Origin of the sequence: Pseudomonas sp. PONIH3 (assembly GCF_002934345.1) — a bacterium.
Lineage (GTDB): Bacteria > Pseudomonadota > Gammaproteobacteria > Pseudomonadales > Pseudomonadaceae > Aquipseudomonas > Aquipseudomonas soli.
In genome coordinates this window covers 909,863-930,647 of sequence record NZ_CP026386.1, presented here as the reverse complement: position 1 = coordinate 930,647, position 20,785 = coordinate 909,863, and the positions used below count along the sequence as shown (strand labels likewise).

Here is a 20,785-nt window from a genome sequence, read left to right as displayed (position 1 = left end):
GGGTTCTACCTTTCTTGTTGTCATGCCCCGGCCACGCTGGTCGTAGCCAGGTGGACGGGAACGGGGTGTGGTCAACCGGTGACGCGGGAAGGTCGTGGGGCAGGGATTTCCCGTGTGCTCTGGAGGAAGGCCAGGCGCGGATCTTCGACGGGATCCTTGAGCAGCATCTTCTTGTCGCGGCCGTAGTGCATGAAGACGAACCACGGGTAGGCCTTGCCCTGGCGCGGGAGAAACTGCTGGTCGCGCTGGATGTAGCCGGACTTCATCGAGTTCATGATCCCGTCGTCCAATGCGTTGCAGGCATCGTCGCGGGGAGTCACGACATCGAAGTCGTGCTCGTCCATGTAGTGGAAAAGCCGGCACAGGTATTTGGCCGCCAGGCCGACCTTGAGGGTCCAGGAAACGTTGGTGTAGCCGAATATCCAGGCCATGTTCGGCAGGTTTTCCAGGAGCACGCCCTTGTAGGTCATCTGCTCGCCGATCGGATAGGGGGTGCCGTCCACCGACACGATCATCCCGCCCAATACCTGGAGCCTGAGCCCGGTCGCCGTGATGATGATGTCGGCCGGCAAGTGCTTGCCGGACTTGAGCACAATGCCGCTTTCGCTGAAGCGCTCGATGTGATCGGTTTCGATCGAGGCGCGGCCACTACGGATGGCTTTGAACAGGTCGCCATCGGGCACCGCGCACAGGCGCTCGTCCCACGGCATGTAGTGGGGGGTGAAGTGGCGCATGTCGGCGTCGGGGCCGACCTGGCGACGGACGTGCGAAAGGATGATCCTGCGCATCAGCCGCGGCCATTGCCGGCAGGCGATATAGGCCGCCCGATACAGCACGATATTGCGCTTGCGGGCCAGGCCATAGGCCCAGCGGGCGGGCATGATGCGCGAGAGCGTGGCCGTCAATGTGTCGGTGGAAGGCAGCGAGTAGATATACGACGGGGAGCGCTGCAGCATGGTGATATGCCCGGTTTTGTCGGCCATGGCCGGTATCAGCGTGGCCGCGGTGGCACCGCTGCCGATCACCACGACGTGCTTGCCGGTGTAGTCCAGGTCCTCAGGCCAGTGCTGCGGATGGACCCGCACCCCTTTGAACGCCTCCTCGCCGGGAAAGCTCGGCAGGAAACCTGCGTCGTGGTTGTAGTAGCCGGTGCAGCACAGCAGGAACTTGCAGCTGTATTGCCGCACCGTTGCGCTGGCCTCATGCACGGCGCTGACCTGCCACAGGCGTTGCTGGCTGCACCAGTTGGCGCCGGTGATCTTCACGCCGTAATGGATCTTCTTGTCCAGGCCATGCTGCCTGGCCGTGTCCTGGATGTACCGCCGGATCGAGGCGCCGTCGGCGAGCACCTTGGGGCTTCGCCACAAGCGGAACTTGTAGCCGTAGCTGAGCATGTCCGAATCGGAACGGATGCCTGGGTAACGGAACAGGTCCCAGGTGCCGCCCATGCAGGCGCGCCGCTCGAGGATCGCCATGCTGCGCTCAGGGAACTCCTGCGCCAGCTGGCAGGCGGTACCAATGCCTGACAGGCCAGCGCCGATGATCAAGGTGTCGAAATGTTGATGGTTCATGAGGTCTCCGGGCCTGGCGGCCCAGGCTTGTACTTGTTGTTATGGCGGACTGTAGAACGAGGAATAAGTTTACGCAACAGATGTTATGTTTAGTGTCGAATCAACCCCGCTCAGGTCCTCCGGTCGCTGCGGCACAACTCCTTACGGATAGTGATTCACGATCGCCGCCCGGTTGAAAACAGGCATCTCTCTAGTCAGCGAACGCTCGGTGCGAGCCCTGCGATGTAGTGCGCCAGGGCCTCGAGTTCTTCCTCGGAAAGGACGGCGGCGGTAGCGTTCATGGCGCCGCTGGGATCGCTGCGCTGGCCTTGCTTGAACGCCTTGAGCTGCTCCAGCAGGTAGGCCTGGCCTTGGCCGGCCAGACGCGGCGCCACCGGGCTGCCGGACAGCGTCTCGCCATGGCATGCGGTGCAGCCCCGCGTAGTGGCACTGGCGTGGCCGCGGGCACGCATGGCGTCATCGGAGGCCGGTGCGTCGGTCACCCGCGGAACCTGACGGGCGAAGTATTCGGCCAAGGCCTTGATCCGTTCATCGCTCAGGGCGGCCGCCAGCGGCTGCATCTGCGCGCTGTGTCGCGTGCCCTGGGCAAACGCCTGAAGCTGCGCCTGGATATACGCTGCCGGCTGCCCAGCGAGCGCCGGGTAGAGGCTGTTATGCGGTTGCCCGCGAGCGCCATGGCAAAGCGAGCAGGCATCCTGCGGTTGCGGCCAGGCGCCGCCATTGGCCTCATAGCTGGCGTAATGCTGATCGAGGGCGTTCATGAACCTGTAGCCTGCGAGCAGCTCCGGGCCCTGGAAGGCCGTGACCCCAAGCAAGCCTGCGACAAGCATTGCACTGCCCAGCAGCAGGGTGCGCCTTTTCATGCGTGCCTCCGGGTGCCGGCAAGTGCCTGCAGGGCTTCGAGCGCCGCGCGGTGACCGGCGCGTACCGCGCCGTCCATGCTGCTGGCCCACAAGTCCGCGGTCTCGGTGCCCGACCAGATCAAGCGCCCGACAGCAGGCTTGAGATAGCGCCCCCAGCGGGTCAGGAAGCCGGGGGGAATGGAGCCGACGCAGGTCAAGGTCCAGGGGTCGACCTTGGCCCAGTCGTGATCGTGGAACTGCGTGACGTCGAGAGCTTCCTCGCCCAGGGCCTTGGCGTAGATGCTCGCGAGAGTGCGTGCGGCCTGCCCAGGGTCATCGCTGAGCTGCGCGCTGCGCACGAAGCCCATCAAGATGCCGACGCTGCCGTCTGGCGGTGAGTTGTCGCAGGACAGAATCAGCGGCCCGTCGGCCTGGATGACTTGGCCGTTGAGCCCTTTGTCCCGCCAGAAGGGGCGCGCATAGACATGCACGGTCTTGCGCATGGGCGCCGAGGACGGCCACAGGCGTTGCAACTGGGCACGGCCATCGGGCAGTGGCGGGTCGAAGACGATCTGGTTGCACAGCGCCGGATGCAGGGCGGCGATGACCTGGCGTGCGCGGATGAGCCCCTGGTCGGTGTGGATCTCGACGATGTCCTGGTCCCAGCCGACGATCCGGCGCACCGGGCTGGACAGTTTCACCCGATCGCCCAGCGCCTGCGCCATGCGTGTGCACAGCACCTGTGAGCCGCCTATGAAGCGGGTCTCCTGGGCGCCGCCCTTGAAACCCTCGAGCTTTGCCATGCTGCAGTCGGCGGAGTTGATGAGGGAGAGGTAGTGCAGCAGGGACAGGCTGGAGGGTGGCGTGCCGGTGGTCAGGCCGATGGAAGTGTCGAAGGTCAGCCGGCTGGTGTTGTCGATACCCTGACTCGCCAGCCATTGGCCCACCGACAGCTTGTCGAGTGCCTCGGCGTCCGCTGCGGTCCAGGGTTCTTTGCCAGGTACCCGGCGCGACAGCTGGTTGAGCTTTTCGGTCGCCGGGTGATGGGCGCCCTGGCCGCTGCTCAAGTCTTCCTCGTAGCGGGCTTCACCGACCAGGTAGACATTGCGCCCTTGGTAGTAGGTGGGGAAGGTTTCGACATCGAGCTCGCGTGCCAGGTCGAAGATCGCGGTCTGGCCTGGCCCGATCCATTCCCCGCCGGCTTCGGAGATCACACCATTGCCAAGCGGGTGGTTGTAGGTGCGTCCGCCCACGCGGTCCCGCGCTTCCAGCACGGTGAAGGACATGCACCCGGCGCGTTGCAGGTCACGGGCCGCAGTCAGCCCGGCCAGCCCGGCACCAATGATCACCACGTCCAGCACCTGCTCGGGTTCTGCTCGCAAGGCTTGCGCCATGGCCCGTCCGCTGAGGGCGGCACCGCCGATCAAGGTGGCGCTGGCAAGTGCTTGCACGAGCAAGCGCCGCTGCCGCGCCGACAATGGCAGTTCTGTGTTTTCCTGATCCATCTGCACCTCGGCCAACCTGTTCTTGTATTTAGATAACCTTAGTTATGTAAAATACTACTGCGCTCTTTCGGCAAAGGGAATACCCCCTGAACGGCGCTTGGTCAGGTTGGCTGGAGTCGCTGGAAGGAAGTTCGCGGGGAGCGGGCAGCGCTCTTGAGATCGAGCGCTGCGAAGCTGTCGTCAGGCAGTCTGTTGCCAGAACACGCTGGGTTACTGGGCTTTGGCCCGGCTCTTGCCCGTGGCTTTCGCGACCTTGGGCGGGGAGATGAGCAGGATCAGCGCGTCGAGCAGCGCCTGGCCACGCTTGGCACTGAACCGCTCCGGCTCGATGGGCATCATCATCAGCCAGCCGTCGCAGATGGTGCTGATCTGGTCGGCCAGCACATCGGCCGGAATATCGTCGCGGATCTTGCCCTGGGCCTGCCCTTGTTCGATCACCACGGTGAACACCTGGCGGAACTTCGCGTAGCGCTGCCTGATGATGTCGGCGAACACCGGTTCATGGCGGGCGTGGGCGAGCAATTGCAACCACGAGAGCCACATGGTCGATTCGTCGAAGTTGACCCATTGCAGCCATTGTCGAAGCAGTGAGGCGATGTCGAGGGAGGCCTGGTTGGTGGCCAGCAGCAGGTCGACCTGGTCGAACAGGCTCTGTGCGACCTCGCCGATCATGTCTTCCTTGTTGGCGAAGTAGTAGGTCACCGCGCCCGTGGTACAGCCAGCCTGTTTGGCAACCTTGCGCATCGAGGCCCCGGCATAGCCATCCTGCGCGATCACCGTGATCGCGGCCTCCAGCAGTTCCGCACGCTTTGCGTCGCGGTCACCGACAGGCCTGCCGCGACGGGCAACGGTTTCCGGCGCGCTGCTGTCTGCGCGTGAAGGGGCGGCTGTGGGGCGGGCTTTGGTCTCAGGCATGGGCGCTCAGAACTGTCGAGGTCGGTTAAAGGGGCGGTCACGGGTGTCGATGCGGGTGCAAAGGCCCCAGCATAGAGAACTTGCGTGAATAAAACATCCCGCCCCGGCGCAGCGTTCCAACCTGCGCACGCCCCGCTCAGGCGTCGCCGCACCCCGCGACTGCCACTGCGCGAATCTCGACCCTCAGCGGCTCCAGTGCCAGCTGGCTGATACCCACTGCCGTCCATGACGGATAGCGCGCCGGAAAGTACACATCCTTCACCTGGGCAAACGCTGCCATGTCGGCTTGCAGGTGGGTATGAAAGGTCGTCAGCTCGACCACGTCCGCCAGGCTCGCACCGGCTGTCTCGAGGACCAGCTTCAGCGACTGGAAGGCCAGGTGAGACTGCTCGACGATACCCTGCGCAGGTTGCATGGCCGCGTCGACGCCCACTTGCCCCGAGACCCAGATCAGGTCACCCACGCGGGTGGCCTGGGAAAAGTGGAAATTGTCGTAGTAAGCCTGGGTCGCAGCTGGATTGATGGCCTGACGCTTGAGCGGTTTCGCATTCATCGAGGAACTCCTGTCAGACCACTTGGCGGAAGGTGGGGTGGCGGAACGGGGCGCCCGCGACCAGGTGTTCGAGCTCTGTGCTGAACAGCACGCCTTGCGGGGGGTAACCGGCATCGCTGTGTGCCGGGAGTGGGCTGAAGGTGGCGTCGTCGCCGAAGAAACGGAACACGAATGTCCGTCGGCTTGGGAAGTCCTCGTCCACGGGTGCGCCGCCATGCAAGGAGCCCGGGTGCAGCAGCACCACATCGCCAGGCTCCGTGGCCCAGGACAGGATGTCGTAGGCCTGCGGGTCTTCCCGGCGTAACGCCTCGATATCCGGCAGGCGGGGCAGGGCGCCATTGCCGTGCAGTGGCTGGGTCGGGTCATCCGGGTTGGTGAAGGTCGTGCCGTCATAGCGCGGCCCACGATGGGAGCCACGGATGATTTCCAGGGCGTTGCGCTTGGGTACGGCATCGAAGCTGATCCAGGCGTTGCCCCAGTGGTGGCCGGCCCAGGGCAGGTAGGAGGTGTCCTGATGCCATAGCGTCCGGGCGCCCTGGCCCCCGGCCTTGAGGAAAACCTCCTCGGCGAAGTACCAGACATTCCGCGAGCCCCAGAGATTTGCGAACAACGACCCCAGTGGCAGCTCCGCCACGAGCGCCTCAAGGCGCTCCTTGGCCAACGGGTTGGCGTTGTCGACGTGGGATTGTTGGATCGTCCCGGCGAACATGCGGGTGGCATGCGGGCCATGGTTGAGCACGGCCCAGTCGTAGGCTTCCCGGCAACGCGACAACTGCTCCGGGTTCAGAAGCCCCTTGATCAACACCGCTCCGTCTTCGTGATAAGCCTTGCTCAGTGTGTCTTGCATGACCGTTCTCCTGGTGAGTTGAGCGCAGGTGAACGTGAGCCTAGCAAGCGAATTTAAAATACGCAACGATCGTTATTTAAATTGCCTCGATCTGTTTGCCGTGATGTGAGCAGTGGAGACCGCAGCAGGTGCTTTTCCTTCGAGTGCTACTCCACAGTCTCCGCCAGCCCCTGGTCCTCACCCAGGAACCCACCGCTCTGATGCCGCCACAGCCGTGCATAGGTGCCGTTCCTGTCGAGCAGTTCAGCATGGCTGCCTTGCTCGATGATGCGCCCCTCATCCATGACGATGAGCCGGTCCATGGCGGCGATCGTGGACAAGCGATGGGCGATGGCGATGACGGTCTTGCCCTGCATCATGTCGTCGAGGCTTTCCTGGATCGCGACTTCGACCTCCGAGTCCAGGGCGCTGGTGGCTTCGTCGAGCAGCAGGATCGGCGCGTTCTTGAGCATCACCCGGGCAATGGCAATGCGCTGGCGCTGGCCACCGGACAGCTTGATGCCACGCTCGCCCACCAGGGTGTCGTAACCGCTGTGGCCTTGCCGATCACTCAGCTGGCTGATGAAACCATCGGCCTGGGCATTGGCCGCGGCGCTGCGGATCTGCGCTTCGGTCGCTTCGGGGCGGCCATAGGCGATATTGTCGCGGATGGAGCGGTGCAGCAACGACGTGTCCTGGGTGACCATGCCGATGGCGCTGCGCAGGCTGTCCTGGGTGACGTGGGCGATGTTCTGCCCGTCGATGCGGATCTCGCCGCTGTTGACGTCGTAGAACCGTAGCAACAGGTTGATCAAGGTGGACTTGCCGGCGCCGGAGCGGCCCACCAGGCCGACCTTTTCTCCGGGGCGGATGTGCAGGCTCAGGTCATCGAGCACCTGGCGTTCGCCGTTGTAGTTGAAGCTCACCTTGTCGAAGGCCACCGCGCCACCGCGGGTCACCAGCGTGCCGGCGTCGGACGCATCCTGTACCTTGGGGCCGCGGGTCAGGGTGGCCATGCCGTCCTGCACGGTGCCGATGTTTTCGAACAGGGAGGTCATCTGCCACATGATCCAGTGCGACATGCCGTTGATCCGCAGGGCCATGGCCGTGACCGCCGCCACGGCGCCCGCGCCAACCTGGCCCTGGTGCCAGAGCCACAGGGCATAGCCGCCAGCGCCCAGGATCAAGCCGACCACCAGCGCCTGGTTGACGATCTCGAACTGACTGACCAGGCGCATCTGGCGAAAGCCGGTGAGCTTGAAGTCCTCCATCGCCGCCCGCGCAAAGTGCGCTTCGCGTTTGGAATGGGAGAACAGTTTCACCGTGGTGATGTTGGTGTAGGCATCGGAGATGCGCCCGGTCATCGATGACCGCGCATGGGCCTGCTCCTGGCCGACCTTGCCCAGGCGCGGCACGAAGTACAGCATGGCCAGCCCGAACAGGGTGCCCCAGGCCAGGAACGGCAGCATCAGCTGCAGGGCGAAACCGCCGGCCAGGGCGATGATGGCGATGAAGTACACGCCGATGCCGGGCAGGACCTCGATCAGGGTGAACAACACCTCGCGCACGGCCAGCGCGGTCTGCATCACCTTGGTGGTGACCCGGCCGGAAAACTCGTCGGAGAAGAACGACAGGCTCTGGCGCAGCATCAGCCGATGGAAATCCCAGCGCAGGCGCAGCGGCAGGTTGATCGCCAGCACCTGGTGTTGCATCAGGGTGCGCAGGGCCACCAGCACGATACTGCTCAGCAGGACAATACCGATGCTCCAGAGCACGCGGCTTTCCTGTTCGCTTGCGCCGCCTGCCTGCCAGGCGGGAAGCAGGTCGACCACCTGGCCAAGGAAGGAAAACAGCCAGGCTTCATAGATCGACACGCCGGCGCTGAACAGCGCGAGGGCCAGGATGTATCCGCGCGCCCCCCGCGTGCAGGCCCACAAGAAGCGCAGCAGGCCTAGCGGTGGCGGTGGAATCTCATCAGGCGGGAAGGGGTCGAGCCATCGTTCAAAAACACGCAGCATGCTGGTCTCCAGAAGGGCGCGGCGTTGATCGGCAACGCCGTAGCGATCGTGCAACCATACCGTACATCGAGGTTTTCGCCTTGCCGCTTGTGCCCCCCTGAGGCCAGCTGCTGCCCGGTGTCATCTACCGCGTTCGGTCAGCAAGGCTGCGCCGCCATCCGATTGGAGACATTGCGCCCGAGCACCAGTACCGCGACAAAACCGCAGCCCACCAGGGCCGTGGCCAGGCTCAGCAGCACCGCGGTACCGAGCTGATCGACAATGCGCCCGCCGAAGAACGAGCCTACCGCGATGATCACCTGGAACATGGCGACGAACAGCGGCATGCCGCGTTCGACATCCTTGGGCGCCACCACGAACATCCAGATACTGGCGCAGGCCGGGAAGGCGCCAAAGGCGAAGCCCCACAGCGCGATCAGCATCGCGGCGCCGGTCAAGCCGGTGGCGAAGTAGGGAAACAGGGCGGTGCTGATGCCGATCATCAGGGCGACCAGCAACAGGGTGTGACGCACACTGCGGTTGGCAGCGAAACCGGCGAAGATGTTGCCGATCACCCCGGCCACGCCATACAGCAACAGCAGCGAACCAATGGTCGGCCCATCGAAGCCGGCGCTCTGCTTGAAGAACGGTGCGACATAGGTATAGGCGGCAAAATGCGCCAGGCCGATCAGCAATACCGCGATCAACCCGACCCGCGCCTGTGGATTGACGAACAGCGCCGGCAGGTCGCTGATGCGAATGGCTTTGTCTGGGGTGAGCCGCGGCAGCAGGAAGACTTGCGCCAGCAGCACCGGCACACCTACCAGCGCGGTGGCGAGGAAGGTCATGCGCCAGCCCATCAGGCCGCTTAGCCAGGTGCCAACCGGCACGCCCAGCACGGTAGCCAGGGTCACGCCGACCATGATGATCGAGGTGGCCTGGGCCACGCCCACGCCCTTGGGTGCCAGGCGGCCACTGAGGGCAATGGCGGTGGCCCAGAAACCGCCAATGCTGATGCCCAGCAGTACGCGGCCGAACAGCAGCAGGCTGAAGTCGCTGGCGTAGGCCACGACGGCGTTGGCGAGGATCATGATCAGCGTCAGGCCGATCAGCAGGTAGCGACGGTCCAGGGCGCCGATGCCCACCGACAGCAAGGGCGCGGCGAGGGCGGCCATGATGCCGGGCAGGGTGACCATCAGGCCGGCCTGGCCGGCGCTGATGCCCAGGTCGCTGGCGACATCGTTGAGTACGCCCACCGGGAGAAACTCACTGGTGACCAGGGCGAAGGCGCCCACAGCGACCGAGAGAATCGCCAGCCACTGTTGGCTGACGCTTTGTTGACTGTGTTCGGGACGGCCGTGAGACGGCGGAGTGACGCTGGACATGGTGTTGGATTCCATGGGGGATGCCGCCTGGGGCGGACCGGGGAGCGGGAAAAATGGCTGGCGATTATAAGAGACGGTTTTGCCGAGCCGACAGGCGGGGCGCTCGATAGTAATCATCAGCCTGATCGATTGTTGTACCGCGAATACTGACCACCCCTGGCACGCCTGAACGCGCTTGCAATATACATATGGGAATCCGTATATTCGTATCTCCATATGTATTGGTGCAGCCATGATAACCCCGCCCGATGTGTTCAAGAGCCTGTCTGACGAAACCCGTGCTCGCGCCAGCCTGCTGATCGCCAGCCTTGGTGAGCTATGCGTTTGCGAGCTGATGTGCGCATTGAACGACAGCCAGCCGAAGATCAGTCGCCACCTGGCGCAGCTGCGCAGCAGTGGCATGCTGCTGGACCGCCGCCAAGGGCAATGGGTGTATTACCGCCTCAACCCGGATCTGCCTGCTTGGGTACACGAGATCTTGCAGGCGACACTGCAGGCCAACACGCAATGGTTGGCAGAGAACACCCTGCGCCTGCAGAACATGGACGGTCGCCCCGTTCGTGACGCTGCCTGCTGCTGATCATCACTGTACGAGGTCATCATGCTGGTAGCGATTGCAGTCTTCGTTTTCACCCTCATCCTGGTCATCTGGCAGCCGAAGGGGCTTGGCGTTGGCTGGAGCGCAGCGCTCGGTGCCCTCATCGCCCTGGCGGCAGGCGCCGTTTCGCTGCACGACATCCCGACTGTGTGGGCCATCGTCTGGAACGCCACCGTCACCTTCATCGCCGTCATCATCATCAGCCTGCTGCTGGATGAGGCCGGGTTCTTCGAGTGGGCCGCGCTGCACGTGGCGCGCTGGGCAAACGGCAGCGGCTACCGCCTGTTCGCCTTCTGTGTGCTGCTCGGCGCCGCCATGTCGGCGCTCTTCGCCAACGATGGTGCGGCACTGATCCTCACACCTATCGTCATGTCGATGCTGCTCGCGCTGCGCTTCTCGCCCGCCGCGACACTGGCCTTCGTCATGGCCGCCGGCTTCATCGCCGACACGGCGAGCCTGCCATTGGTGGTCTCCAACCTGGTGAACATCGTCTCGGCCGACTACTTCAGGTTGGGCTTCAGCGAATACGCTTCGGTGATGGTGCCAGTGAATTTCGCCAGCGTGTCGGCAACCCTGCTGGTGCTGTTCCTGTTCTTCCGCCGAGATATTCCGAGACAGTACGAGGTCGCGGCCCTGAAGATGCCAAACGAGGCAATCCATGACCGCGCAACCTTCAAGGTGGGTGGCTGGGTGCTGCTGGTGTTGCTGATCGGCTTGTTCGCCCTGGAACCACTGGGTATCCCGATCAGTGCGGTAGCAGCAACTTGTGCAGCGATCCTGTTTGCCGTCGCCGCCCGTGGCCACCGCATCTCGACCCGTCGTGTGCTGCGCGAGGCACCCTGGCAGGTGGTGATCTTTTCCCTCGGTATGTACCTGGTGGTATACGGGCTGAAGAACGCCGGCCTTACCGACATGCTCACCCACCTGTTCGACCGCCTTGCGCAGCAAGGGCTGTGGAGTGCCGCCATCGGCACCGGGCTGATCGCTGCATTGCTGTCCTCGGTCATGAACAACATGCCCAGCGTGCTGATCGGCGCTTTGTCGATCCAGGCCAGCGAGGCGCAAGGGCTGGTACGCGAGGCGATGATCTACGCCAACATCATCGGCTGCGACCTCGGCCCGAAAATTACCCCCATCGGCAGCCTCGCCACGCTGCTCTGGCTGCACGTGCTGGAGCGCAAAGGCATGCGCATTACCTGGGGTTACTACTTCAAAGTCGGCATCCTGCTGACGCTGCCAGTTCTACTGATCACCCTATCGGCTCTGGCATTGCGCCTCAGCCTCTGAAACCCGCCACGAAGCGCAGGAGCCCTCATGCGAGTCCTATTCATGTGCACGGCCAACAGCTGCCGCAGCATCCTTTCCGAGGCCGTGTTCAATCACCTGGCCCCTCATGGATTTGAAGCCGTCAGTTCCGGCAGTTTCCCAAAGGGCCAAGTGTTGCCGCGCAGCCTGACCACATTGCAGCATGCCGGTATCCCGATCGAGGGGCTGAGCAGCAAGGGCAATGACGCGTTCGAGCATTGCCCTCCTGACATCGTCATCACCGTTTGCGACAACGCCGCCGGCGAAGCCTGCCCGGTGTATTTCGGCCCTGCGCTGAAGACGCACTGGGGGCTGGAGGATCCGTCCGCTGTCGTGGCTGACGAAGCGTCGGTCGACGCTGCATTCCGCGCCACGCTGGCCCGAATCCAGTCTCGCTGCGAGGCCTTCTTCGCGCTGCCATTCGAAAATCTCGACCGTGAGCAGCTCAAGAATGAGCTGGATCGCATCGCTACGCTTTGAGCAGGAGGAAACATGTCCGAGCAACTGCCTAATCTCGATCTCTCGCTGTTCGATCCAGCGCCAGCGGCAACCCGCTCCAGCGAGCACAAACCACGTATCCTGTTGCTGTATGGATCGACCCGCGAACGTTCCTTCAGTCGCCTGCTGGTGGAGGAAGCTGCACGCCTGCTGGAGCACTTCGGTGCCGAGACCAAGGTCTTCAATCCTTCGGGCCTGCCGTTACCTGACGATGTGCCTGTCGAGCACCCCAAGGTGCAGGAACTGCGTGATCTGGTGCAGTGGTCGGAAGGTCAGGTCTGGTGCTCGCCAGAGCGCCACGGTGCAATGTCAGCCGTATTCAAGGCGCAGATCGACTGGATTCCTCTGGCACTGGGTGCGGTTCGCCCCACTCAAGGCAAGACCCTGGCGGTCATGCAGGTGTGTGGCGGTTCGCAGTCATTCAACGTGGTCAACCAGTTGCGTGTGCTTGGCCGCTGGATGCGCATGTTCACCATTCCCAACCAGTCTTCGCTGCCCAAAGCCTACCTTGAGTTTGATGACGTCGGGCGGATGAAACCCTCGCCGTACTACGATCGCGTGGTGGACGTCATGGAGGAACTGGTGAAGTTCACCGTTCTGTTGCGCGACCGCCAGGCGTTCTTGGTGGATCGCTATTCGGAACGCAAGGAAAACGCCGAACAACTCTCTGCCCGTGTGAACCAGCGCTCTATCTGAGACGGATGCCCGGAATATCCGCTTTTGGCCAAGGGCGTCTCTTAGGAGATAGCCCGCTTGGGTCGTTAGCGAAGGGGCGCGACTGACGGCCAACGACTCCAACCGCTGGGTGTCTGGTTCATCGAGGCGCCGAGGAATGCCGCGAAGGTGAATAACGGTCCCGGGACGGCCTGAGCTGCGCCATAGCCCGCCAAGAATGCATCGTGATCAACCCATCCAGAAGGCACGAGGTCAGCCTGTAATAGTGGTAGCACTACATGTCCGCCACCGAAAACCAGTGAGCCGCTACTGACAGCATCTGACTTGGGAATAACTTTGTTAATGGCCAATTAAACTGACCCACCTCTGGCCAACAATTTTGACCCACCCATAGTGGCATTGGCCACCGACCATGTAGCGTCACCCGCCTTATGCACAGGCCGGGGACAGATCATTGAAGGAGTGGGTTGTGATTCACAAGATCAAGGGGTTGTATGACCAGGGCCGAGGCCTGTCGGTCCGTGCCATCAGTCGTGAGCTGGGGATTTCCCGGAACACCGTACGCAAGTATCTCCACCTGGATGAGATGCAGATCAGCGCTACCATTGCTGACCCTTCACGCACCAAGGTGCTCGACGAGCACCGCGATTATCTGATTAATCAGTTGGGTCAGTTTCCAGCCCTGAGCGCAGTCAAGCTGGCCCGTCGCCTGAGGGAGCGCACCACCGAGCTGGCGGTGTCAGACCGGAGCATTCGCCGCTATGTGCAAGCGCTCAAGCAGCAGGTTGCCAGTGGCCAGTTGCGCTATTACGAGCCGGTCGTTGAGTCAGTGCCTGGCGTGCAGTGTCAGGTCGACCCCGGTGAGCTGCGAGGCGTCATGATTGGCGGCCTGGAGCGTGTCGTTCATTTTGTGGTGTTTGTGCTGTCCTGTTCACGGCTGATGTATGTCGGTCTGAACTTCCGGCCGCTGGATACCGAACGGTTTATCCAGATGCACGACGAGGCCTTCCGCTACTTCGGCGGCGTCACCGAGGAGTGCATCTACGATCAGACCAAGATGGTGGTGATCAACGAGCAGTACCGTGAGCTGACGCTGAACCAGCGCTTCCACCAGTATGCGACTACCGTCGGGTACCGCATCCATGCCTGCGAGGGCTATGACCCGGAGAGCAAGGGCAAGGTGGAGGCCGGGGTCAAGTACGTCAAGCGTGACTGCTTCTACGGCGAGCACTTCCAGGACGAGGCCGCCGTCCGACAGCACCTGAATGATTGGCTCGAGACTGTCGCCAACGCACGCGTGCACGGCACGACGGGGCAGCATCCAAGAGCGCATTTCGAGGCACTGGAGCGTAGTCAGCTCAAGCCCTATCTCGTCCCGCAGAACCTGCTGCACGTGGCGCCGACAAGGGAGACCCGCAAGGTCGACAAGACCGGCTTGATCTCATGGCAGGCCAACAAGTACTCGGTACCCATGGCCTGGCAGCAAGCCCGTGTCGGTGTCAGCGCACAGGACAACCAGTTGCTGATCCATGACCTGGAGAGCGGTGAACTCATAGCCACCCATGACCTGTGCAAGGCCAAGGGCCGGATGATCAAGAACAACAACCATTACCGAGACCATGCCCAGCGCATTACCGACCTGGAGCGCGGCATCGACTCGATCCTGCCCGATGCCCTTGGGGCAACCCTGTGCCAACTGCTCAAGCGTACTTCGCCGCGTATCTACAAGGATCAGCTGGTTGCTGCACGCGACCTGCTCATGGCCCATGCGCCGGTTGATACGGCGTTGCTCGGCGAGTTGTGCGAGCGCAGTGAACTGACCGCCACCGGGCTCAAGCGCTACCTCGAAGCATGGCAGCAAGCCAAGGCGCGGGGCCGGATCATCGGCGACCATGACTATGCGCCAGAGGCCGGTAGCCAGGTTAGTCACGCCGACCTGAACGCTTATGCCCGCATTGGCCAGTCGACTGGCCACGGGGTGACCCAATGAGCCTGCTCGACAGCACTATCGCGCAGTACCGAAGCCTGCGCCTCAGCGCGACCGCGGGTGAGCTGGCCACCCTGCTGGCCAGAGCCGAAGCCAATGAACTGTCCTACCTGAGCTTCGCCCAGTCACTGGTCGAGCATGAGCTTAACGCCCGCTCCAGTAGCCGCGTAAGCCGCAACCTCAAGCAGGCGCAGTTCCCCTCGGAGAAGCATCTGGAGGCCTTCGATTACCGGCACCAGACCACCATCACCAAGCGCCAGGTCAGCACCTTGCTGGACTTCAGCTTTATCGACAACCGCGACAACCTGGTGTTCATCGGACCACCGGGTGTGGGCAAGACCCACTTGGCCATTGGGATTGGCCACAAGGCGGTTCAGGCGGGCTACAAGGTGCTGTTCCGCACGGCTCTGGCGTTGGTCGAGGATCTGGAGCTGGCGGAAATGAAGGGCGAGCTGAAGAAGCGCCTTAATCAGCTGAGCAAATACGACGTGCTGATCATCGATGAGCTGGGCTACCTGCCGATGACGCGCCAAGCCCGGTACAACCTGTTCCAGTTAATCAACAACCTGTACGAGTACCGCTCGGTCATCCTGACCACCAACAAGGACTTCACCAGCTGGGGCGAGTTCTTCCATGACGACAACGTGGCCGTGCCCATCATCGACCGCGTGATCCACCATTCACACATCTTTATGCTGGGAGGTGAGAGCTATCGTTTGAAGCAGAAAACCGGCGGTTAGCGGTGAGCAAGTGGGTCAATTCTATTGGCCAAAAGTGGGTCAAAATTAATGGCCATTGACAAACTTTGCCAGAACCTGCAGCCCGAACAGCAAAACAAAGAACAGAGTTAGCCCGAATAGACCACATCCGCATAGCTGCGCTCGCTCAACCACTGTCGACGCACAACATCCCGGAAATACCCCAGCTGAGCAATTGGACCGCCGAAAGAAGTCAGACCCAATCGCAGAAAGATCAAGAAAACAGTCCAGCAGCTGCGGTCAGCGTGGAGGATATCGGTCACGTCCGTTTGATCCATCAGTGGCGAATTTCACCAACGATAAGCGAAAGTCGTTACGAAATACGATGAGCCTAGCTGCGCAACCTGATCATGCAGAGGCTTATTGAACCATGCGCATAGCGAGTTTAGCCGAACCGCATCAACGCTGAGAGAAAGCTCCATAAGCTCATCTGCTTTCATAAGTGACCGCTTCTGGCCGATTACGGTCAGCTTTTAAACGGCTGCTATGGGTCGAGAGCAGTCATCCGCTTGTGGCTACTTTCGACCCAACGCAACCCTTCGTGGCTTGCTGCTATCGGCCAATAACAGCCTCTCAAGAGTGTCTAGGCAACCCAAGGTGATTCAGTTCTCGCATTCCGACAGCGTGCTCCCCCTTCAAGAGCATTGCCTTCGGTATCAGGTTGACTACGCTCTGAGTAGAGAAATGATCAAGGACAGTTCATATGAGAACGAAGTTGAATTTCGCCGTTGCGCTCTCGCTGGTAATGGGCGTGAGCCCATTGTCGTTGGCAGATCCCGGCAAAGGAAAAGGCCACGACAAAGGCAACCAACACGGCAATCAAGGGCATCAAGGCAACGGTAACGACTGGCAAAGTGGGCCTTCTGTCGACTTGGGGGCGGTGCGGGTCATCCTCAACGACAATCGCAATTACTGGAATCCAGGCGCATCTCTACCCCCTGGGATTCAGAAAAATTTGGCACGCGGCAAACCTCTCCCGCCCGGAATCGCCAAAAAATTGGACAGCAGGCTGATCGGACGACTTCCTCATTACGATGGCTATGAGTGGCACCAAGCCGGAGCTGACCTACTGCTTGTAGCTATTGCCTCGGGTGTGATCTATGAGGTACTGCACAACGTGCTGGATTAAAGTCATCAGCTTGGACAAAGCTGTAAGTAGCCGATGACTTTAAACCTGTCATTGTTCCTCCAGCAGGCCCGCCAGGGTGCGGGGGCCACGCTGAACAGTTAAGCCGGGAACTATTGCGTTGCGGCATGCCCATGTCCAGGAAGATGAACGATGGTCTGCCCGAGCGCAATGGCGCTGGCCTCAAGCTTCACACGCTCTGCTTCCAGAAAAACATACGTGGCTTGCAAGGTGGTGATCTTCGACTGAATTTCGGCCATCTTGCTGGCGACCAAGGCCGCGCCTTGCGCGCAATTGATCGTATTACCCCGCTTGGCAGCAAGAATGTCGCCAATCTCGGCGAGCGAAAAGCCCACGCCCTGGGCGTTCTGAATGAAGGCCAGGTCAACAACGGCCTGATCGCTGTAGCTGCGATAGTTGTTGGCTTGTCGATGGGCCACGATAAGCCCGAGTTGTTCGTAATAGCGCAGTGCATGGCGGCCAATTCCACTCCGGCGCTCCAACTCTCCAATGTTCACAGTAAAAATTCCTTGACTGTAGAGCAGGCTCTACACCTTAGCCTGCGCCCATCATCCAAACAAGGATTCAGGCATGAGCGTGGAGTGTTTCGTCACAGGCGGTAGTGGGTTTGTAGGCCAACATTTACTGGCCCGTCTTACTTCGACAGGGCACAAGGTCTGGGTGCTTATGCGCACCCCTGCAAACCTCGAGCGTCTGCGGGAGCAGGTAGGCCGACTGGGTGGTAATCCTGCCTGTGTCCATGCCGTTGAGGGCGATATCAGTAGAGAGGGGCTTGGGCTCAGCGAGGCAGACAAGCAGCGCGTGTCGTCGGCCTCTGTGGCCTTCCACCTAGCAGCGCAGTTTTCCTGGGGGCTGACAATGGAGCGCGCCCGCGAAGTCAATGTGCAAGGGGCGCTGAGAGTCGCCAGGCTTGCGGCGAGCCAGCGCATTCGCTTGCTGATGGTGGGTGGCTTCATGCTGCAAAACCTTGACCACCTTGCCAGTATCGGGGTTGACAATGAGTGCCCTGAGAACACGAACTGGCCTGCCGTCTACGGCCGTGCAGGTGGCTACGAAGGCAGCAAGCTCGAGGCCCATTTTGCGGTCATTCGTTACATGCAGGAAACGGGCGCGGATTACACAATCGTTCACCCTGCTACGGTGTGTGGCCACAGCGAGAGTGGCCACATTGTCGAAGGACAACCTTTGGCCGAACTCATTCGAAATCTGGCACAAGGGCGGTTCAAAGCTGTACCCGGCTCCACCAGGCACTGGTTGCCATTAGTCAGCGTCGATTACCTGGTAACAATGATAAGTTGCGCGGCATTCGACCCCTCGATGGCCAACCAGCAGGTCTTGGCGCTCTATGAACACACACCGAATTTGCAGGGGATGCTAGGGCAGATCGCCAAAACGCTGAATATCAAGGCACCCCGTCGCCATGTAGCGATAGGGTTGTTGAGATGGCTTTTGACAATTCCCGGCCTGGCGGCCCGATTCGCGATCAGCGCCGAGTCATTGAACTTTATTCAGACTCAACGCTTTGACATGCGGCTTAGCAGGCAATTGGAACTGAAGTATCAGATGGCACATCCCGACATGGCGCGAGCTTTGGAGAGGACAGTGCGCTACGTCAAAGGCAACTTGATTCATTGAGGCAACCCTTCAGGCAATAGGCATGGACCATGCCCATGCCATGGCGCTCGCCGTGCAATGCTTCATCTTGTTCGAGGGACCGATTGCGACCGTGGCTGCTCTTCACGAAGGGCTGCCATGGGGAAAACTGTCGGATGTATCTGAGCGCTAGCGACACTTTGCGCACAGCCAGAAGTTTGTCAGTCTCAACTTCGAATTGGCTTTCTCTAGACGTCATGACTCATGCGCTTGAATTAGCCGGGTGCACGATAGACGCACTGCTTGCAGCGAGCGCCAGCCGCCCTCGCAGCGCTGTCTCCAGGCAAGCTGCGCAGTCACTCTGCGGTGCTTTCGTATCGGATCCATCCTGCAACTTCGGCGCCTGCGACTACACGGTCTTTGGGATGAATCCGACCTTCACTGACAGGCACCTCTGAGAAGTCAAATGGGCTCATACCCTCGATACAGGCCACATTGACTCCATACTGATCAGGCGCAGAACGCCGCTGGTGAAAGGTGTAGATGCCACACTTCGAGCAGAAGTAGTGTTTTGCTTCGCGTGTGTTGAATTGATAAAGCGTGAGCGCCTCTTTTCCTTGGGTAACCGTGATGTCGCCCAGGTTAGCTGATACTGCCACGGCACCCCGCATACGGCAGAGAGAGCAGTTACACCTACGCGCTGTGCGCGTGCCGTCGGTCAAGCGCAAGGAGAATTGCACCGTCCCACAATGGCAGGCTGCTCGGTAGACAGGGCGATTATCGGTTGTTTCATTAACCATGGCGTTCCTCTACTTGGGTCAGAGAAGGCACAGTAGGTGTTAACGGACCTGTGCCCAGTGTTACCTCTGCAGTCTTGAAAATAGCCGCAAAGGCTTCTCATGAGGGCATGACTCAGGCCGACCAGCATAAACCCTATGGACCTGGCGGTAAGGTATGTTTCACGGACACCTACGGCCGGTCAGGCGACGCCCTTGGCCTGTTGCTCCAGATGCACCTGCAATGCCGGATCGAGTTGCAGTGCGCCGGCCAGCTCATCCAGGTAGGCCCGCTCAGCTTCCTGCTGGTCATCCACCAGCATCACGCTGGCCAGGTACATTTCCGCGGCCATGGCCGGGTCCCGCGCCGACTTCGCCACCTCGGCAGCATCGAGTGGCTTGCCGACTTCTTCATCCAGCCATTGCTGCAGTTGCGGGTCGCTGGTCTGGCGTTTGATTTCGGCGTAGATCAACTGTTCTTCCTGCGGGTCGATGCGCCCATCGGCCTTGGCCGCCGCAATCAGCGCGCGCAGGATGGCATGGCTGTGATCCTCGGCCTCGGGGCCGGACAGTTGATCCACCGTGCGGACCGCCTGCTGCGGGGCTGCCGCCTGGCTGCGCTGCCAGCTCTGATAGGCCTTGAATGCCATCATCCCCAGCGACGCCAGGGCCGCGTAATTGACGCCGCCCGCGGAACGCCCCTGGGTAGAGCCGCCAGCGTTGCTGCCACCGCCGCCCAACAGACCGCCCAGCAAACCACCAAGGCCACCACCACCAGCCGTCGTACCGCCGCCGCCAAGCAGGCCGCCAAGCAAACCACCCAAGCCACCCAGGCTGTCTTGCGATGACCTGCCGCCGCTCCCTTGTTGCATCTGCGAAGCTTGTCCGGCCCGCAGCAGCTGTTCGAGTAGATCACTGGTATTCATGGCAGCGCCCTCGTCGGTCGTGGTCGCCCAGACAAGTAACGATAGCCCCCTGAAGGCGATCCGCCATGACCGCCTGACCAATGGGGCGTTCGGCTCAATGCGTTGTCGTCGCTCGGATTGAGGGAGGGCGATAGCGCCTGCGCAAGGGTGGTGGCAAAAGGCCGTATTCCTGCTCGCCTGATCCGTTGCCGCGCTATATCATTGCGCCCCCGCAGCTGAGGTACTTGCTGATTGCAGCTGCCGATGGATCGAGACCCGCCCCAAGGATTTTTCATGCCTGGATTGCTCCGTGCGTTCGCACGTCTGTTACCGCTTGCCCTACTCACCGGCTGCGCCGCCAAATCCCCCGCCCTGGTCAGCGAGGCCCTGCAACCGGCCGCTGGTGGTCCAGTAACGTACCTGGTAGGCAGCATCGGCCCCCTTGGCCGCGATAGTGCCTACACCAACCAACGCATCCTCCTGCGCAAACGTGGCGCGCAGGACGGCGCGGCGGCATGGTGGGGGTTCGCCGAAGTGGCCCACACCCCGAAGGACATCGAAGAGGTGCGTGGCCCCGACAAGCAGGCGCTGCCCGGCGAGGCCAGCGTGTTCGTCATGCCCCTCAAGCCCGGCGACTACGAGTTCTATGACTTCCAGTTCTTCTGGAACGGCTACAACGGTGGCTACAGCTCCATCCGGGCACGGGAACAGTTTCTTGTGCCCATGCACCTGGAAGCAGGCAAGGCGTACTACATCGGCGAATTCCGTTCGCGTTGCCTCGGGCTTTCCGCGTGCCTGTTCTTCCATGGCGACCAACAGCCGCGCGATGAAGTGATCGCCCGGCGCTACACCCCCGGGTTGCCGCCCCTGCAGGCCCTGAACTTGAACATGGCGCCGGCATTCCCCTTCGTCATGCCACTGCCCCAAGCCGCCCAGCCGGCGAAGTGAC

20 protein-coding genes and 2 pseudogenes are annotated in these 20,785 nt (G+C 61.6%); 9 read left to right on the top strand and 13 right to left on the bottom strand.

Going from position 1 to position 20,785, the window contains the following annotated elements; translation table 11 throughout:
• Nucleotides 1-71: 71 nt before the first annotated feature.
• The 8 genes from C3F42_RS04105 to C3F42_RS04070 all read right to left on the bottom strand — a co-directional run bounded on the left by C3F42_RS04105 (nucleotide 72) and on the right by C3F42_RS04070 (nucleotide 9,594).
• On the bottom strand, nucleotides 72-1,571 hold the full coding sequence (locus C3F42_RS04105; RefSeq protein WP_094011125.1) for an NAD(P)/FAD-dependent oxidoreductase: 1,500 nt from the start codon (nucleotides 1,569-1,571) through the stop codon (nucleotides 72-74).
• Nucleotides 1,572-1,765: 194 nt separating this feature from the next.
• Complete coding sequence (locus tag C3F42_RS04100; RefSeq protein ID WP_094011126.1) at nucleotides 1,766-2,434, bottom strand: c-type cytochrome; 669 nt, start codon at nucleotides 2,432-2,434, stop codon at nucleotides 1,766-1,768.
• The gene (locus tag C3F42_RS04095) at nucleotides 2,431-3,918 is read right to left on the bottom strand and encodes an FAD-dependent oxidoreductase (RefSeq protein ID WP_104445276.1); all 1,488 of its coding nucleotides are present in this window, start codon (nucleotides 3,916-3,918) and stop codon (nucleotides 2,431-2,433) included. Before C3F42_RS04095 ends, C3F42_RS04100 begins: the two co-directional genes overlap by 4 nt.
• 210 nt (nucleotides 3,919-4,128) lie before the next feature.
• Nucleotides 4,129-4,833, bottom strand: coding sequence for a TetR/AcrR family transcriptional regulator (locus C3F42_RS04090; RefSeq protein ID WP_094011127.1), 705 nt, complete (start codon nucleotides 4,831-4,833; stop codon nucleotides 4,129-4,131).
• Between the two features lie 136 nt (nucleotides 4,834-4,969).
• Complete coding sequence (locus C3F42_RS04085; RefSeq protein WP_094011128.1) at nucleotides 4,970-5,386, bottom strand: RidA family protein; 417 nt, start codon at nucleotides 5,384-5,386, stop codon at nucleotides 4,970-4,972.
• Nucleotides 5,387-5,399: 13 nt separating this feature from the next.
• Entirely contained in the window at nucleotides 5,400-6,233 is an 834-nt protein-coding gene (locus C3F42_RS04080; RefSeq protein ID WP_094011129.1) for a phytanoyl-CoA dioxygenase family protein, read from the bottom strand.
• A 146-nt stretch (nucleotides 6,234-6,379) separates the two neighbouring features.
• Entirely contained in the window at nucleotides 6,380-8,230 is a 1,851-nt protein-coding gene (locus C3F42_RS04075) for an ABC transporter ATP-binding protein (RefSeq protein ID WP_104444018.1), read from the bottom strand.
• Between the two features lie 137 nt (nucleotides 8,231-8,367).
• A complete protein-coding gene (locus tag C3F42_RS04070) occupies nucleotides 8,368-9,594 on the bottom strand; it encodes an MFS transporter (RefSeq protein ID WP_094011251.1) in 1,227 nt (408 codons plus the stop codon).
• A gap of 232 nt (nucleotides 9,595-9,826) precedes the next feature.
• Between C3F42_RS04070 and C3F42_RS04065 the strand changes: the two genes are divergently transcribed.
• The 4 genes from C3F42_RS04065 to arsH are packed head-to-tail and all read left to right on the top strand — an operon-like array spanning nucleotide 9,827 to nucleotide 12,691.
• On the top strand, nucleotides 9,827-10,174 hold the full coding sequence (locus C3F42_RS04065; protein WP_094011131.1) for a metalloregulator ArsR/SmtB family transcription factor: 348 nt from the start codon (nucleotides 9,827-9,829) through the stop codon (nucleotides 10,172-10,174).
• Nucleotides 10,175-10,195: 21 nt separating this feature from the next.
• Nucleotides 10,196-11,479 (top strand): arsenic transporter, encoded by a 1,284-nt coding sequence (locus C3F42_RS04060; protein ID WP_023630037.1) that lies wholly within the window; start codon nucleotides 10,196-10,198, stop codon nucleotides 11,477-11,479.
• Nucleotides 11,480-11,506: 27 nt separating this feature from the next.
• Entirely contained in the window at nucleotides 11,507-11,977 is a 471-nt protein-coding gene (locus C3F42_RS04055) for an arsenate reductase ArsC (RefSeq protein WP_023630038.1), read from the top strand.
• A 12-nt stretch (nucleotides 11,978-11,989) separates the two neighbouring features.
• Nucleotides 11,990-12,691, top strand: coding sequence for an arsenical resistance protein ArsH (arsH, locus tag C3F42_RS04050; RefSeq protein WP_094011132.1), 702 nt, complete (start codon nucleotides 11,990-11,992; stop codon nucleotides 12,689-12,691).
• Between the two features lie 95 nt (nucleotides 12,692-12,786).
• Here the strand turns inward: arsH and C3F42_RS04045 are convergent.
• Nucleotides 12,787-12,978, bottom strand: a pseudogene (locus C3F42_RS04045) (chromate transporter); the annotation flags it as partial.
• A 161-nt stretch (nucleotides 12,979-13,139) separates the two neighbouring features.
• Here C3F42_RS04045 and istA point away from each other — a divergent pair.
• Nucleotides 13,140-14,660, top strand: a complete 1,521-nt coding sequence (gene istA / locus C3F42_RS04040; protein ID WP_081273177.1) for an IS21 family transposase — start codon at nucleotides 13,140-13,142, stop codon at nucleotides 14,658-14,660.
• Entirely contained in the window at nucleotides 14,657-15,397 is a 741-nt protein-coding gene (gene istB / locus C3F42_RS04035; protein WP_064491510.1) for an IS21-like element helper ATPase IstB, read from the top strand. Before istA ends, istB begins: the two co-directional genes overlap by 4 nt.
• A 119-nt stretch (nucleotides 15,398-15,516) precedes the next feature.
• Here istB and C3F42_RS04030 read toward each other — a convergent pair.
• Nucleotides 15,517-15,693 (bottom strand): annotated as a pseudogene (locus C3F42_RS04030) (chromate transporter); the annotation flags it as partial.
• Nucleotides 15,694-16,118: 425 nt separating this feature from the next.
• Between C3F42_RS04030 and C3F42_RS04025 the strand changes: the two are divergent.
• On the top strand, nucleotides 16,119-16,544 hold the full coding sequence (locus C3F42_RS04025) for an anti-virulence regulator CigR family protein (protein WP_094011133.1): 426 nt from the start codon (nucleotides 16,119-16,121) through the stop codon (nucleotides 16,542-16,544).
• 110 nt (nucleotides 16,545-16,654) lie between these two features.
• Here the strand turns inward: C3F42_RS04025 and C3F42_RS04020 are convergent, their stop codons facing one another.
• A complete protein-coding gene (locus tag C3F42_RS04020) occupies nucleotides 16,655-17,059 on the bottom strand; it encodes a MerR family transcriptional regulator (RefSeq protein WP_094011134.1) in 405 nt (134 codons plus the stop codon).
• A 73-nt stretch (nucleotides 17,060-17,132) separates the two neighbouring features.
• Between C3F42_RS04020 and C3F42_RS04015 the strand changes: the two genes are divergently transcribed.
• On the top strand, nucleotides 17,133-18,197 hold the full coding sequence (locus C3F42_RS04015; protein WP_094011135.1) for an SDR family oxidoreductase: 1,065 nt from the start codon (nucleotides 17,133-17,135) through the stop codon (nucleotides 18,195-18,197).
• 314 nt (nucleotides 18,198-18,511) lie between these two features.
• Here C3F42_RS04015 and C3F42_RS04010 read toward each other — a convergent pair whose 3' ends face one another.
• Complete coding sequence (locus C3F42_RS04010) at nucleotides 18,512-18,955, bottom strand: GFA family protein (RefSeq protein WP_104444017.1); 444 nt, start codon at nucleotides 18,953-18,955, stop codon at nucleotides 18,512-18,514.
• A gap of 179 nt (nucleotides 18,956-19,134) precedes the next feature.
• Nucleotides 19,135-19,857, bottom strand: coding sequence for a tellurite resistance TerB family protein (locus C3F42_RS04005; RefSeq protein ID WP_104444016.1), 723 nt, complete (start codon nucleotides 19,855-19,857; stop codon nucleotides 19,135-19,137).
• Between the two features lie 273 nt (nucleotides 19,858-20,130).
• Between C3F42_RS04005 and C3F42_RS04000 the strand changes: the two genes are divergently transcribed.
• On the top strand, nucleotides 20,131-20,784 hold the full coding sequence (locus C3F42_RS04000; RefSeq protein ID WP_104444015.1) for a hypothetical protein: 654 nt from the start codon (nucleotides 20,131-20,133) through the stop codon (nucleotides 20,782-20,784).
• Nucleotide 20,785: the final 1 nt, after the last annotated feature.